Source organism: Acidisoma sibiricum, from assembly GCF_057837225.1.
The window spans coordinates 470,001-485,208 of record NZ_CM174445.1; the positions used below are offsets into that span (position 1 = coordinate 470,001).

At 64.0% G+C, this 15,208-nt stretch carries 14 protein-coding genes; 4 read left to right on the forward strand and 10 right to left on the reverse strand.

The window, feature by feature from the left end; genetic code table 11:
- Positions 1–557: 557 nt before the first annotated feature.
- From clpB to def, 4 genes are all read right to left on the reverse strand, one after another.
- Entirely contained in the window at positions 558–3,143 is a 2,586-nt protein-coding gene (gene clpB / locus AC3G7M_RS02210) for an ATP-dependent chaperone ClpB (RefSeq protein WP_489214094.1), read from the reverse strand.
- Between the two features lie 100 nt (positions 3,144–3,243).
- Positions 3,244–4,320: a transglutaminase family protein gene (locus AC3G7M_RS02215; RefSeq protein ID WP_489214095.1), complete on the reverse strand. Its 1,077-nt coding sequence runs from the start codon at positions 4,318–4,320 to the stop codon at positions 3,244–3,246.
- A 47-nt stretch (positions 4,321–4,367) separates the two neighbouring features.
- Positions 4,368–5,021, reverse strand: coding sequence for a COQ9 family protein (locus tag AC3G7M_RS02220; protein ID WP_489214096.1), 654 nt, complete (start codon positions 5,019–5,021; stop codon positions 4,368–4,370).
- A gap of 13 nt (positions 5,022–5,034) precedes the next feature.
- Complete coding sequence (gene def, locus AC3G7M_RS02225; protein WP_489215923.1) at positions 5,035–5,583, reverse strand: peptide deformylase; 549 nt, start codon at positions 5,581–5,583, stop codon at positions 5,035–5,037.
- Positions 5,584–5,726: 143 nt separating this feature from the next.
- Between def and rpsU the strand changes: the two genes are divergently transcribed.
- Positions 5,727–5,930, forward strand: a complete 204-nt coding sequence (gene rpsU, locus AC3G7M_RS02230; protein ID WP_141459012.1) for a 30S ribosomal protein S21 — start codon at positions 5,727–5,729, stop codon at positions 5,928–5,930.
- 237 nt (positions 5,931–6,167) lie between these two features.
- Complete coding sequence (locus tag AC3G7M_RS02235) at positions 6,168–7,223, forward strand: glycosyltransferase family 4 protein (RefSeq protein WP_489214097.1); 1,056 nt, start codon at positions 6,168–6,170, stop codon at positions 7,221–7,223.
- A 122-nt stretch (positions 7,224–7,345) separates the two neighbouring features.
- Here the strand turns inward: AC3G7M_RS02235 and AC3G7M_RS02240 are convergent, their stop codons facing one another.
- From AC3G7M_RS02240 to groES, 3 genes are all read right to left on the reverse strand, one after another.
- Positions 7,346–7,549 carry a cold-shock protein gene (locus tag AC3G7M_RS02240; RefSeq protein ID WP_227309180.1) on the reverse strand — a complete coding sequence of 68 codons (204 nt, stop codon included), beginning with the start codon at positions 7,547–7,549 and terminating at the stop codon, positions 7,346–7,348.
- A 266-nt stretch (positions 7,550–7,815) separates the two neighbouring features.
- Positions 7,816–9,462: a chaperonin GroEL gene (groL, locus tag AC3G7M_RS02245; protein WP_489214098.1), complete on the reverse strand. Its 1,647-nt coding sequence runs from the start codon at positions 9,460–9,462 to the stop codon at positions 7,816–7,818.
- Positions 9,463–9,533: 71 nt separating this feature from the next.
- The gene (groES, locus tag AC3G7M_RS02250) at positions 9,534–9,821 is read right to left on the reverse strand and encodes a co-chaperone GroES (RefSeq protein ID WP_489214099.1); all 288 of its coding nucleotides are present in this window, start codon (positions 9,819–9,821) and stop codon (positions 9,534–9,536) included.
- A gap of 322 nt (positions 9,822–10,143) precedes the next feature.
- On the opposite strand from groES, the gene AC3G7M_RS02255 reads away from it, so the two are divergent.
- A complete protein-coding gene (locus tag AC3G7M_RS02255; RefSeq protein WP_489214100.1) occupies positions 10,144–10,407 on the forward strand; it encodes an usg protein in 264 nt (87 codons plus the stop codon).
- Positions 10,408–10,537: 130 nt separating this feature from the next.
- Positions 10,538–11,989: a metalloprotease TldD gene (gene tldD / locus AC3G7M_RS02260; RefSeq protein ID WP_489214101.1), complete on the forward strand. Its 1,452-nt coding sequence runs from the start codon at positions 10,538–10,540 to the stop codon at positions 11,987–11,989.
- Between the two features lie 79 nt (positions 11,990–12,068).
- On the opposite strand, the gene AC3G7M_RS02265 is transcribed toward tldD, so the two are convergent.
- The 3 genes from AC3G7M_RS02265 to AC3G7M_RS02275 all read right to left on the reverse strand — a co-directional run bounded on the left by AC3G7M_RS02265 (position 12,069) and on the right by AC3G7M_RS02275 (position 15,164).
- Positions 12,069–13,145: an LPS-assembly lipoprotein LptE gene (locus AC3G7M_RS02265; RefSeq protein WP_489214102.1), complete on the reverse strand. Its 1,077-nt coding sequence runs from the start codon at positions 13,143–13,145 to the stop codon at positions 12,069–12,071.
- 12 nt (positions 13,146–13,157) lie between these two features.
- On the reverse strand, positions 13,158–14,123 hold the full coding sequence (gene hslO / locus AC3G7M_RS02270; protein WP_489214103.1) for an Hsp33 family molecular chaperone HslO: 966 nt from the start codon (positions 14,121–14,123) through the stop codon (positions 13,158–13,160).
- An 81-nt stretch (positions 14,124–14,204) separates the two neighbouring features.
- Positions 14,205–15,164, reverse strand: a complete 960-nt coding sequence (locus AC3G7M_RS02275; RefSeq protein ID WP_489214104.1) for a DUF2125 domain-containing protein — start codon at positions 15,162–15,164, stop codon at positions 14,205–14,207.
- Between the last annotated feature and the right edge of the window lie 44 nt (positions 15,165–15,208).

Here is a 15,208-nt window from a genome sequence, read left to right on the forward strand (position 1 = left end):
AGCCTCGCACAGCGTATTGCGTAATGAATCATGTTAAAGATACATCAGCATACGCCTGCTCAAGCCTAAGCTCTCAAATTGGCTCCAAATATAAACCAACCTAAAAACCTAACCCAAACCAGTATCACTCCCCACCGAAGCAGACAGCAACACCAACAGGCGCCACCAACATATCCCTTCCAAACCAGATGTAATTGTCAAAGAACACATCTCACCGCCAGCCCGGATAAACCCAAACCAACCCAAGATACCAACCCGATGCAGGGGCAAAGCTTCTAGCAGAACCAGAAGCCTCGTTCAACCCCGCACCCCGTCGCTGACCCGGCTTCTACCCCCACACCCCAAACCCGTCAACCCTCCATGACAAATCTATGATGGGCTGAACAAACCGTAAAACCTGAGCAATATCAGATTACTAGGCCACAGGAGGCGCCGAACAGGGGTGGAAATCGCCACTTGCTGACGGGAATGCGACCTATGCAAAATTATTGGTAGTCAGCTTTTCGATATGCAGAAAGCGCTAATCCCAGGCCAAACCGCCTGGGATTAGCCATTTCTTACGCGGCCTCTGCCAGCCGGCCATTGATGATCAAACCGTCCCGGCCCGCCGTGACGGCGACCGGCTCGCCGTCATGAATGGCGCCTTCCAGCAGCAATCCGGCCAGCGGGTTCTGCAACTGCCGCTGGATGACGCGCTTCAGCGGCCGCGCCCCATAGACCGGGTCATAGCCCTCCTCCGCCAGCCAATCCCGCGCCGGCTGATCCAGGCTCAGCATGATCTTGCGATCGGCAAGCAAGGACCGCAGCCGCTGCAGCTGGATATCGACGATCGAGGCCATATCCACCCGCTGCAGGCGTCGGAACAGGATCACCTCATCCAGCCGGTTGAGGAATTCCGGCCGGAAATGGCTGCGCACGATGTTCATCACCTGGCCCTGGACCATGGCCGCCGCTTCCCCATCCGGCTGCGCCGCCAGAATCTCGCTGCCGAGGTTGCTGGTCAGCACGATGATGGTGTTGCGGAAATCGACCGTCCGGCCCTGTCCGTCCGTCAGACGCCCGTCATCGAGCACCTGCAGCAGGATGTTGAAGACATCCTCATGCGCCTTCTCGACCTCGTCGAAGAGGATGACCTGATAGGGCCTGCGCCGCACCGCTTCCGTCAGCACGCCGCCCTCGTCATACCCCACATAGCCCGGCGGCGCGCCGATGAGACGCGACACCGCGTGCTTCTCCATGAACTCGCTCATATCGACGCGCAGCAGCGCCTTCTCATCATCGAACAGAAAGCCCGCCAGCGCCTTGGTCAGCTCGGTCTTGCCGACACCGGTCGGCCCCAGGAACAAGAAGCTGCCGATCGGCCGGTTCGGGTCCTGCAAGCCGGCCCGCGCCCGCCGCACGGCATCGGACACCGCCCGCAGCGCATCCTCCTGCCCGACCACGCGATGGCGCAGCTCATCCTCCATGCGCAGCAGCTTGGAGCGCTCGCCCTCGAGCATCCGTTCCATCGGCACGCCGGTCCAGCGGCTGACGACGGAGGCAATCTGCTCCTCCGTCACCGCCTCATTGACCAGACGCCCCTCGCCGGACTGGCCGGCGGCAATCTGCTGCTCCAATTGCGGGATGACGCCGTAGAGCAGTTCGGAAGCCCGGCCGAGATCGCCGCGGCGCTGCGCCACTTCCACCTCGCTGCGCGCCTGATCGAGCTTTTCCTTCAGTTTCTGCGAATCCTGCAGACGATCCTTTTCGTTCCGCCAGGCGGTGGTCATGGCATCAGACCGCTCCTGCAGATCGGAGATTTCGCGCTCGAGCTTCTCCAGCCGATCCCGCGACGCGGCATCCTCCTCGCGCCTCAGCGCCTCGCGCTCGATCTTGAGCTGCAGCAGGCGGCGGTCCAGCTCATCCAGCTCCTCCGGCTTGCTGTCGACCTGCATGCGCAGCCGGCTCGCCGCCTCATCCATCAGGTCGATCGCCTTATCCGGCAGGAAGCGGTCGGCAATATAGCGGTTGGAGAGCGTCGCGGCCGCCACCAGCGCGCCATCGGTGATGCGCACGCCGTGATGCAGCTCGTATTTCTCCTTGATGCCGCGGAGGATCGAAATCGTATCCTCGACCGAAGGCTCACCCACGAACACCGGCTGGAAACGCCGGGCCAGCGCCGCATCCTTCTCGACATGCTTGCGGTATTCGTCGAGCGTCGTGGCGCCGATGCAATGCAGCGCGCCGCGGGCCAGCTCCGGCTTGATGAGGTTCGACGCATCCATGGCGCCATCCGCCTTGCCGGCACCGACCAGCGTGTGCATCTCGTCGATGAAGAGAACGACCTCGCCGGCCGCCGCCTCAATCTCCTGCAGCACGGCCTTCAGCCGCTCCTCGAATTCGCCGCGATATTTGGCGCCGGCCACCATGGCGCCGAGATCGAGCGCCAGCAGCTTCTTATTCTTCAGCGCCTCCGGCACGTCGCCATTGATGATGCGCGTGGCCAGGCCTTCGACGATGGCGGTCTTGCCCACGCCAGGCTCGCCGATCAGAACCGGATTATTCTTGGTGCGCCGCGCCAGCACCTGGATGGTGCGGCGGATTTCCTCATCGCGGCCGATCACCGGGTCCAGCTTGCCGTTGCGGGCCAGCTCGGTCACGTCGCGGGCATATTTCTTGAGCGCGTCGAAGGTCGATTCCGCCGCCTGGCTGGTGACCTTGCGGCCTTTGCGCATATCGGTCACGGCACGGTCGAGCGCCTGGGCCGGAGCGCCCGCGTCCCGCAAGGCGCGCGCCGCCGGTCCGTCACTGGCGGCCAGCGCCACCAGCAGCCGGTCCTGCGCCACATAATCATCGCCCGCTTTTTGGGCCGCGGTCTGCGCCGCATCCAGCACGCGGACCAGATCAGGCGTAATTTGCGGCTGACCTGCGCCACCACCCTGCACCTTGGGCTGCCGGGCAATCTCGACCTCGACGGCGCGCTGCGCGACCGTCGGATCGCCGCCGGCAGCGCGGATCAGGCCTGAGGCCGCGCCTTCGGGGTCATCCAGCAAGGCTTTCAGCAGATGGTCCGGCGTAATCCTCTGGTGGAATTCGCGGATAGCAATGGTCTGGGCGGCCTGCAGAAAGCCACGCGACCGCTCGGTGAATTTTTCGATGTCCATGATCTCTATGTCCCTTCAATCAGGCGACGAGTGAAAACTGCCCCTCAACAGGCGACAGATCCACCATACGTTAGGAAGGTAGGGAGCGCTTTGCGCCACCTCAAGGGGTCGTGAGGTCGAGATCGTCGAAAGAATTCTCGTCATGCTCACGCCCCGCCGCGCGCGCGGCGGCAGGGGGTCGGTCCTTCGCAGTCTCGCCTGCGACCGGCGCATCGGCGGGCGCGGTCGGCACCGGCGTTTCGCGCTGTCCCATGGCCGGGACCGGCCCTGAAGCCGGCTTGCCAGAGGCGGGCTGTGGCTCTCCTACCGTGACCTCGACATTGACCGTCATGGACTCGAAATCCTCAGGCTCACCGATATAACCGCCCGATAGAGGTGTCGCCTGATAGGGCTCACGCGCGCTGCAAACCCGGATGAGATTGCGGCCCGCGACCAGTCCATTGGTCGGGTCAAACTCCACCCAGCCCGCGCCGGGCAGATAGATGCTGCACCAGGCATGGGTGGCGCCGCCGCCCACCATGGGGTCGACGCTATCGACCAGCGCCTCATCATACAGATAGCCGGAGACGAAACGCGCTGCGAAGCCGAGCGAGCGCGCAGCTTCCATCATCAGCACTGCAAAGTCCCGGCAGGCCCCCCGTTTCTCAGCCAGGGTCTGCAAGGGTCCATAGGTGCCTTTGGCATCGCGCCCTTCATAGGTGAACTCGGCCTTGATCGCCTTGGTCATGGCGATCAGCAACTCCCAGGTGGGCGTATTGCCCTCTTTCCGCAAAAAGCTCCTGGCCCAGGCCTCAACATAGCGATCCGGGTCCGGGTAATGCGGCTCGATCAGGCGGCTGAGGTCGGGATACTCATTGCCGGCATAGCGGAAGGGGTAAATTTCGGCCGCGGGATCAAGCGGCAGTTCGGTCGCCACCGGATAATGCTGGAGATCGAGCCGAGAGACGATGCGCAGCTTGCGGGTGGACACCTGCTGCCAGTCGAGCAGGCAGACGGAATTATTGAAAACATCATGGGCCCAGCGCGTGCTGGCCCCGGGCGGGATGATGCCGAGGGTCGCCTCCAGCAGACGCAGATCGTGGCTGTCGCGCGGGCGCATCATCAGCCGATGCTCCGTGAGCTGCACGGGCTTGCGGTAGCAATACTCGGTCGTGTGAACGATACGGACCCGGGGCATGGTGCGATCCTAGCCTTGGGTCAAAGGGTATCGGCGACAGGACCCGGTCATGCCGCGGCCCTGGCTGAAGGCCGCATCGGCCTGCCCATCATACTGCGGCAGCCGCTCTGCATCCTGGCGCGAAACCGGCCGATACGGGCCACCCCTTGCAGGCGCCTGTCAAAGAAGGCGAGGGTCGCCTCGCTGTCAAAATCGAAGTCCGACAGCCAGAACAGCAGCGTCGGCAGCAAAATGGCGGCCAGCGTCGCCCGTTTGGTATAGCGGCTGGCGTCCTCGGACTGATCGCCGGCCGCGTCCCAGATGCCATCCACCAACCGAGCGAGAATGAGAGCCGAACGCCGGGCATTGATCGGCAGGATCAGCCAGGCCAGGGCACGGCGGACGGCATCCTTATGCGGCCCGAGTTCGCTCAGAAGACTGGAGACCAGGGCCCGCACCCTTTTGGACTGACGTATCTCGCTCGCCACCTGCGATGCGGCAACCGCCGTTGCGCGGGACAATGCCTGGTCGAAGAACAGCGCGATCATCTCCGGCGCGCCACCGGGAAAGCGCCACTCCGCCTCGCTGCTGTCCCGGCCGGCATCGCGCAACCCCTCCGCCAGGGCGCGCTTGGTCCAACCATGCATGGGCACCAGCGGCAGCATCGTTTCGAGCGCGGCCAGCTGCTCGCCATTCGCACTGGGATCGGCGGTCTCGGTCATCGGTCAGGCCTTCTTATTGGGGAAGAACCGGCTGGAAGCGTGCCAGTTCCTCATTAAAGCCCATGAGGGAGAAATCGTTCATACGCATAGGATAGAGGAGACCGTCGAGGTGGTCATATTCATGTTGTATGACCACTGCGTGGAGTCCGCTTGCTTCACGTTCCAGCGGGCTGCCATCACGATCAAACCCGGAATAGGTGATCTGCGCGAAGCGGGGGACGGCCGCACGCAGCCCGGGAATCGACAGGCAGCCCTCCCAGCCCAGGCGCTGCTCCGTGCCCCGGGGCCGGACCACGGGGTTGATCAGCGCCTGCGGCGGCAGCGCATCGGCAGGCGCCTCTCCCTCGTCGGCCTGGGCCCGTCCGGGGGGCACCTGAAAGACGAAAAGACGAAGCGGAACATGGACTTGCGGAGCAGCAAGTCCCACCCCGCCGGCATCGAGCATGGTCTCGATCATATCATCGATCAGGCGCTGAATATCAGGCGCCGTCATATCCTCGACCGGCTGTGCCATCTGCAGCAGGACCGGGTGGCCCATGCGGGCAATTTTAAGAATAGCCAATGTCAGCTCCAGCGAAGGTGAAACGGAAAGCGTTTGGAGCAGGCGAGTGATCATGGTATAGCGCCCGCCTGATCCGGGATGCGCAGACGCTTTTGCGGTCCCGACCTTTTATAGCAATTCCATGAGATGGAGCAGGCGGCCAGGTGCAGGTTCTCGTTCGTGATAACAATGTCGATCAGGCGCTGAAGGCGCTTAAAAAGAAGATGCAGCGCGAAGGAATTTTTCGCGAAATGAAGCTGCGTCGTCATTTCGAGAAACCGTCGGAGCGTCGCGCGCGTGAAGCCGCTGAAGCCGTCCGCCGCGCTCGCAAGATGGAGCGCAAGCGTCTGGAGCGTGAAGGCTTCTAAGCCTCGCCCTTCTGTGACCAATAGCAAAAAACCCGCCCTTGCCGGCGGGTTTTTTGTTGCTTGCTGCGTCGCACCATCTTGTGATCGTTTATAATTTTCAAAGCATTTCCGTGTGTTACCGCGGCACAATCGTCAATTGCGGCAAGTGTGGCAGGTCTTTGCCTCAGCATGGCCAGAAACTCTTCTTATCTGTTGTCCGAGCAAGGCTGATGCCCAAGCGACGCAGGAGAGAGTAGCATGCGAATTGCCCAGATCGCGCCCCTCGCGGAAGCCGTCCCTCCCAAATTCTATGGCGGGACGGAGCGCGTTGTCTCCTACCTGACCGAGGAACTCGTCAACCTCGGCCATGAAGTGACCCTGTTTGCCAGTGGTGACAGCGTCACCCGCGCCGAGCTTGATGCGGTTTGGCCCCAGGCGCTCCGGCTTGACCCGACCATCCGCGACAGCCTGGCGCCGCTTGCCATGCTTCTGGAACGGGTGCGCCAGCGGGCGGACGAATTCGATGTGCTGCACTTCCATCTCGACTATTGGCCGGCCTCCTTGTTTGCCCGCCACAATATTCCCTATGTGACGACGCTGCATGGTCGCCTCGACCTGCCGGAACTCAAGCCGGTCTATGCCGAGCTGCCGCCGATGAATGTGATTTCGATCTCGGAATCGCAGCGTCGCCCGCTCAAGGAGGCGAATTACGTCGGGACCGTGCTGCATGGCTTGCCCGCAGATCTGCTGACACCGCAGGCGATTGAGCCGACCTATCTTGCCTTCCTCGGCCGCATCTGCCCGGAAAAGCGCCCTGACCGCGCCATCCGCATCGCGCGCGCCGCCGGCATTCCGCTGAAGATCGCCGCCAAGATTGATAAGGTCGATCTGGAATATTTTGAGACCGTGATCGAACCGCTGATCGCCGAAGGCGGCGGCGTAGAATTGGTCGGGGAGATCAACGAGGCGCAGAAGCCAGCCTTCCTCAGCGGTGCCAAGGCTCTGCTGATGCCGATCGACTGGCCGGAGCCCTTCGGCCTGGTCATGATCGAGGCCATGGCCTGCGGCACGCCCGTCATCGCCTATAATCACGGCTCGGTGCCGGAAATCATCGATGACGGCGTCACAGGCTTCATCGTCGAAGACGAGAAAAGCGCTATCGCGGCACTGCGCCACCTGCCCGAAATCTCCCGGGATGTGGTACGGGCTACCTTCGACACACGGTTCACGGCGCGCCGCATGGCAGAGGACTACCTCGCCATTTACCGCGACCTCACCGCCGCCCGCCGCCCGCGTCTGCGCCTGGTACGCTGACCGAACCTTTGGGCTAATCGGGCCCTTCACCACGCCGCACAAAAGGGCGCGCCGCAAGGCGCGCCCTTTCATTCGTGCACGGTCCTGTCAGGCTCCCGGCAGGAACCGGAACCTCAGGCCTATCAGATCGCTTTCAGGTTGGTCGCGGCGGCCTTGCCGCGCTCCATGGCGACTTCGTAGCTAACCTTCTGGCCCTCGTTCAGGCCGCGAAGGCCAGCGGCCTGAACCGCTGTAATATGGACGAATACGTCCTTGCCACCATCCTGGGGCATAATGAAACCAAAGCCCTTGGTGGTGTTGAACCACTTCACAGTGCCGATCGCCATAGCTGTACCCATCTCCGTCTTCGATAAACCGCGCGCCGCAACAATCGGGCCTTATAGACTTGACGACGCCGCCAGACAGAGGCGCAACAAGGGAGGCCAGAATTTGAATGCGCATTAGCCATGCAGAAAACGGCAGGGCTTGTCAATCACTATGGAATTCCCAGTCCGGCCATAGAAAAAGGGGCAGACTGGGCCTGCCCCTTGTTCCCGAACTAAAACGGAAAAATCGCCGGAACGGATGATCCCGCCCCGGCGATATTGCAGTCTTAGAAGTCCATGTCGCCCATGCCGCCCATGCCGGGCGCGCCGCCCGGACCAGCCGGGGACTTCTTCTCGGGACGCTCAGCAACCATCGCCTCGGTCGTCACGAGCAGACCGGCAACGGACGCCGCATCCTGCAGCGCCGTGCGCACGACCTTCGCGGGGTCGATGATGCCGGCGGCCACCAGGTCCTTGAACTCCCCGGTCTGCGCGTCGTAGCCCCAGTTGTACTCGTCCTTCTCCAGGATCTTGCCGGCGATGACGGCGCCATCGGCACCGGCATTCTCAGCGATCTGGCGCAGCGGTGCCTGAATGGCCTTGCGGATGATGTCGACGCCGAAGGTCTGGTCGGCATTGTCGCCCTTCACACCGATCAGGATCGTGGACGCGCGCGTCAGCGCCACGCCGCCGCCTGGCACGATGCCTTCCTCAACCGCGGCTCGGGTCGCATGCAGCGCGTCATCAACGCGATCCTTGCGCTCCTTCACCTCGACTTCGGTCGAACCGCCAACGCGGATCACGGCGACGCCACCGGCGAGCTTCGCCAGACGCTCCTGCAGCTTCTCGCGATCATAGTCAGACGTCGTCTCTTCGACCTGAGCGCGGATCTGCGCGCAACGGCCGGCGATGTCTTCCTTCTTGCCCACGCCTTCGACGATCGTGGTGTTTTCTTTCTCGATCAGCACCTTCTTGGCGCGGCCGAGCATGTTCAGCGTCACGGTCTCAAGCTTGATGCCGAGATCTTCGCTGATGACCTGACCACCGGTGAGGATGGCGATGTCTTCCAGCATGGCCTTGCGGCGATCGCCGAAGCCCGGAGCCTTCACGGCCGCGATCTTCAGGCCGCCACGCAGCTTGTTGACGACGAGGGTGGCGAGAGCTTCACCTTCCACGTCTTCCGCGATGATCAGCAACGGCTTGCCGGACTGCACGACGGCTTCCAGCAGCGGCAGGATCGGCTGCAGGCCGGAGAGCTTCTTCTCGTGGATCAGGATGTAGGGGTTGTCGAGATCGGCAACCATCTTGTCTGGATTGGTGATGAAATACGGCGAGACATAGCCGCGGTCGAACTGCATGCCCTCGACGACATCAAGCTCGGTCTCAATGCCCTTGCTCTCTTCGACGGTGATGACACCCTCGTTGCCGACCTTCTGCATCGCTTCAGAGATCTTCTCGCCGATATCGGCCTCGCCGTTGGCGGAGATGGTGCCAACCTGGGCGGTCTCGGACGGGGAGTTGATCTTCTTCGAACGGGTCTTGATCTCGGTGACGACCAAGCCAACGGCCTTGTCGATGCCGCGCTTCAGATCCATCGGGTTCATGCCGGCGGCAACGGCCTTGAGGCCTTCGCGCACAATGGCCTGGGCCAGCACGGTCGCCGTCGTGGTGCCGTCACCGGCGAGGTCGTTGGTCTTCGAGGCCACTTCGCGCACCATCTGGGCGCCCATGTTCTCGAACTTGTCGGCCAGCTCGATTTCCTTCGCGACCGTCACACCGTCCTTGGTGATGCGCGGAGCGCCGAAGCTCTTGTCGATGACGACATTGCGGCCCTTGGGACCCAGGGTCACCTTCACGGCATCGGCCAGGATGTCGACGCCGCGCAGCAAGCGGGCGCGGGCATCGGTGGAAAAGCGAACGTCTTTCGCTGCCATTGGACTTCGTCCTTCTAAAAAAGAGACAGGATCGTTTTAGGCGAGGCGCCCATCAGGCCGCCTCTGCGTGATTAGGCGATCACACCCATGATGTCGGACTCCTTCATGATCAGGAGTTCTTCACCATCGATCTTGACCTCGGTGCCCGACCACTTGCCGAACAGAATGCGGTCACCGGCCTTCACGTCGAGCGCGACAACCGCGCCCTGCTCGTTGCGGGCGCCCGCGCCGACGGCGATGACTTCGCCTTCCATCGGCTTTTCCTTAGCGGTGTCGGGGATGATGATACCGCCGGCAGTCTTCTCTTCCGCGGTAAGGCGGCGGACAACAACGCGGTCGTGTAGCGGACGGAACTTCATTCGGATCGCTCCTGAATGGGTGTTGAGCTTTGAACACGCGGGCGGCCCAAAAGCGGCACCGGCCTGCGGGTCTTGGCACTCTCTGCATGAGAGTGCCAGCGATCTAGACGCTCCCCTCCCCAGTGTCAATGATTTCGGCAGCACTCTCCCGTGTTGAGTGCTAATGCACTGATCTTATTGCGTTTTTTCTTGTGGCAGATTGATGAATTTGCCATCCTCGGCCTGTTTGCGGTGATCGCGTGCCAAGCCGGCCCGCCACCCGGACACCCTCAGCGTGACATTGGTGATCGACAGCCCCATTTCCAACCGCAAGGATGACAGAATGAGCCTGGCTCTCCAGCTGCGTGACTTTCGCCTGACGACTGCGGAAATCCTCTATCGTCTCCCTGACCATCCCTGCGTGCTGCAGACCTATATTTGGCAGGAGATGGACTTGGCCCCGCAATACCCGACACTCCGGCGGTTTCTGGATTTCTGGACGCGCGAGTTGGAGGGCGGTCTCCATTCCGTCCGCGTCTGCCACGCCGGCAGCCTCATCGCCCCCGCCCGCTTCCGCCATATCGACGTCGATCTCACCCTGCACTGATCCTGCCGCGCAAGCGCCGCATGAGTGAATGCTTGCGGGCTTGGGGACTGAGATGGTGCAATAGGCCCCTGGCATCGCCACATCTGGCGGTCAGGGGCTTTGCGCCCGTCAGTTAAAAGGTTCCCCGATCATGCTGCCCTCCGCGAACCCACTGGAAACCACCGACGGCCTGTTCTTCGGCCAGGACGGCAGCGCGCTTGACCGCAGCGCCGCCGAACGGCTGGTGCAGGACACGTTGACCGGCGCCGATGACGGCGAGCTTTTCCTGGAATACCGGGAGAGCGAGGCTCTGGCGCTGGAAGACGGGCGCATCCGCACCGCAAGCTCCGACACTGCGTTGGGCTTCGGTTTGCGCGCTGTCTCGGGCGAGGCCACCGGCTATGCCCATGCCGGGGAGATTTCCGAGGCTGCCTTGGACCGCGCCGCCGACAGCGTCCGCGCCGTCCGCTCCGGCCATTCGGGCGAGTTCATGGCGGCCCCGCAGGCGACCAACCAGCGCCTCTACAGCGGCGACAATCCGCTCCGCACCACCGAATTCGCGGTTCGCGCCGCTCTTCTCTCAGAAATTGACGCCTATGCCCGCGCGCTCGATCCGCGGGTGACACAGGTCATGGCCTCGCTCTATGGCGAGTGGCAGGCCGTGCAGATCCTGCGCGCCGATGGCACCCGGGTGGCCGATCTCCGGCCGCTCGTGCGCCTCAATGTCTCGGTGGTGGTGGAGCAGAACGGACGGCGGGAGACCGGCGGTCACGGCACCGGCGGCCGCTTCTCCTATGCTCAAATCATGGACAGCGCCGTCTGGCGCGCGTCCGCCGATGAGGCGCTGCGTCAGGCTCTGCTCAATCTCGACAGCGTGCCGGCGCCCGCTGGAGAGATGGAGGTCGTGCTCGGTTCCGGCTGGCCCGGCATTCTGCTGCATGAGGCGATTGGCCACGGGCTGGAAGGCGATTTCAACCGCAAGAAAACCTCGGCCTTCGCCGGCCTGCTCGGCCAGCGGGTGGCCAGTCCCGGCGTCACAGTGGTGGATGACGGCACCCTGCCCGACCGCCGCGGCAGCCTGACGGTAGATGACGAGGGCACGCCCACCAGCCGCACGGTCATGATCGAGGACGGCATCCTCGTGGGCTATATCCAGGACCGGCTCAATGCGCGGCTGATGAATATGCGCGCGACCGGCAATGGCCGCCGCCAGTCCTATGCCCATGCGCCAATGCCGCGCATGACCAATACGATCATGCTCAATGGGCAGCACACGCCAGAGGAGATGATCCGCTCTGTCAAGCGCGGCCTTTACGCCGTCAATTTCGGCGGCGGGCAGGTCGATATCACCTCGGGCAAGTTCGTCTTCTCGGCCTCCGAGGCCTATATGATCGAGGACGGCAAGCTCGGCGCCCCGGTGAAGGGTGCGACCATCATCGGCAATGGTCCTGATGCGCTGACCAAAGTCACCATGATCGGCAATGATCTGGCCCTTGATCCCGGGATCGGCACCTGCGGCAAGCAGGGCCAGGGCGTGCCGGTGGGCGTCGGCCAGCCGCATCTCAAAATGGCGGGGCTCACCATCGGCGGCACCGCGCGCTGAGAGGCGTCCGGCACACCCGTCATGGCCGCCAAGCGGACATGACGGGATGCAGTCAGACGTTAAAAGTCAGTGAGTTAAGCTACGGCGTGATGGTCGGCGGCAGCGGCGGCAGCGTGCCGGACGAACTACCCGAGGCGGATGTGGTGCTCGGGGCAGGCGTGGCCGCGGACGTCGCCGGTGCCGGAGCAGCCGTCGTCGGAGCGACTGCTGCCGGAGCGGCGGTCATGGTGCCATTCGGCTGCACCGGCACCAACTGCGGCATCGTCCCCGAAGCGGCGGGCACTGCCGGCGTCAGCGAGGTCGGCGCACCGGGTAGAGCCGGCGCCGACAGATCCTGGTCGGTGGGCACCGGATTGCCCTGCGGCATGCCAAGATCGCCACCTGGCATCGTATCGGCATCCGGCATGGCCGGCGTTGCAGCCGGCGCCGGCATCACCATGCCCGGCATGGACGGCATGGCAGGCGCCGGCTGAGCCGCGCCCAGCGGCAGCGGCGCTGTCAGCGGCACGGCAGCCCCCGTCACAGGCGCGCCAGGACCACTCAGCGGCACTGCCTGCACCGGCGTCGGACCGGACGGACCGCCGATCACGGCGGAACCGCCGCCTAGAATCCAGCGCGGCAGGTTCTGCCGGATCTGATACTCAAGCTCGACATTCTCGGCATTCACCAGATCCTGCGTCATCGCATAAAGGAAAGCGCGCAGCGCCGCCTGGCTGGTATCGGACGGCATGGTGCGCGTGCGGCTAACGCTCGCATCCGTATAGCCGCGCGACCGGCCATCAGCCGAAATCACCTCCAGGCGAAGCGAGATATTGCCGACTGCCGTATCGGTGACCTGATTGATGGAGGCGCTGTTGACGGTGATCACCGCCGTGCCGCCGCTGCCACCTGCCACCAGGCGATCCTGGATCATCTGCTGCACGGCCTGCAGGGGGGCCTCGGGGCTCATCGGGTCAAGATCGGCGCCGTTCTGAATCGGTGCAAAATTCACCCGCGTCTGGATGGCGGCGACATTGAGCGAGATCGGCGCCAGATAGTTGTAGCGCAGCGGCGGAAAGCTTTGCGGCACGCCTTCATCCCCGCCGCAGCCGGCGAGCAGAAGTGGCGTCGTCAGCGCGGCACCGAGCAGCAGATGGCGGAACATCGAGCGTCTCACGAAGGTCTTCTCCTATTGCGGGCGCGCGGCCGGCTGGCCGCTGAGATCGGCACGGGGAAAGCGGAAATCCATGTTGCAGAATTCGCAGGTCATGGTGATGTCGTCGCCCAAGGCCATTTCGTCCAGCTCATCGGGCGTGAATTGCTCCAAAATGCCCGTCAGCTTGGCGCGCGAGCAGCGGCAGCCGTAGCCCAAGGCGCGGGCAAGATCGACGGCGACGCCTTCGGTATGGAACAGACGGTACAGCAAGCGTTCCGGCGCCAGGCTGTCATCCAGAAGTTCGGCCTCGGTAATGGTGGACGCGAGGGTCACGGCCGTATTCCAGCTTTCGTCCTGCGCTTCCATCGAAAGCGGCAGATTGGCCTCGCCGCCCGCCGCGATACGCTCCAGGATCAGCGCGCTTGCCCGCCAGCCGTGCGCCGTCTGGGCGCAGGCCAGATGGATGGCGCATTGAAACTGCTCGCTGGTGGTGAAGTAGTGCAGCGCCATGTCCGCGAGGTCCGGGCCTTCGATCGCGATAATGCCCTGGTGGCGCTCGGTCTCGGGCCCCTGATCAACCGTGAAGGCCAGATAACCCTTGCCCAGCAAATCGGCATCGGTGGCGGCGTCAGCATCCCCAAGCGCCGCAAGACGGTCAGCGTCGCCGCGGGCATAGCCGCGCAGCGTGCCCTGTTCGGTGCAATCGGTCAGCAGCAGGTCGACCGGACCGTCGCCCTTGGCCTGCAGGCTGAAGGTGCCGGAATATTTCAGTGCCGTCGCCAGTGCCGCCGTCAGCGCCAGAGCCTTACCCGCCAGCCGGGTCACGGCATGCGGGTTATGGGCGTGCCGGCTGAGCAGAGCGTCGGCCAGGGGGCCAAGCCGCACCAAGCGGCCGCGCACGGGCCGGTCGGGCAGAAAGAACGGCGTCACGCCGTGCGGGACGACGATATCCGGGATATTGGGGCGGCCACTGTCCAGAAAGGCGGGAAGATCGTTCATGCCCACTCACTTAAGGCGCCGGTGTCGGTTTCGCTATCCGTGATTGTGCATTGAACCCTGCCAATCGGGGCAATTCCGCCTTTACTGCGGCCAGCGGAACAAGGGAATGGGCCCCAGCCTGACGAGACCGTCATCCAGCGTGAGTGACGCAGGCCGGTTCGGCGCCATCACCAGGGCCGCGACCCCGCCCAAGGCGCGCGCCTCGGCCATCGTCATCACCTTGCCCGCCGCCAGCCGCTGCAACCCCTGTTCCAGCCCCGTGGCGGTCACCGCGAGGTTCCCGCGCGGCCTGCGATCAACGGCGCGGTCGAACCGGCCGGTCGCCTTCACCACCAGCGGCCCGTCTTCGAGTGTCAAGGCACGCAGCGTCAGCCGGGGGTCAGCGGCTGTCCCGGCCACCACCGCGTCAAAGGACAGCAGCGCCGGATTGCCGAGCGCGGCCATATGCGACCGCGGCAGGCCGACGCCATGCAGCTGCGCCGCCACGGTCAGCGACGCATCATCGGCGTTCACCGCCGCCGCAACAGACGCGATTGAAACCGGCTGAACCGCGCCCCCACCCGCCGGCCAGGCGGCGAGGATCGCTAAGGCGCTCCCTTGGACCAGACCGAGCCCGCCCCCCGGCAGCAAAGCCCCGAGCGCCGCCATTTTCTGTGCCTGAAAGGCGATCGGGGGCCTGTGGCCGATCGTCACGGACTGCCGGCCGTCGATGCCGATGAAAAGGTCATGGACATGACGGATATCCTGGGCGAGCACCACCTGATCGGCCTGCCACGAGCCGCCGCCTGGAAGATAAGCTTCGCCGCCCTGGACGGAGACATGCGTCAGCCGGATGCCGGCGGCCATCGGCCAGCCCGTGCGCACAGGCGGATCATGGCGGATGGTGATACCTGCGGCCGTGGCCGATCGCTCCCAACTCGCCAGCCGATCCGCCAGCTGGCCTGCGACCAGATACCAGATGGCGGTCCAGCCCCCGGCCAGGACCAGAAGCAGCAGTATCAGAACCGCGAAAAACCTTCGGAAGCGACGCCGTTTGCTCATGCGTATCCATATCGCGATGGAGACGCTTGTCGCCACCCCGGCCC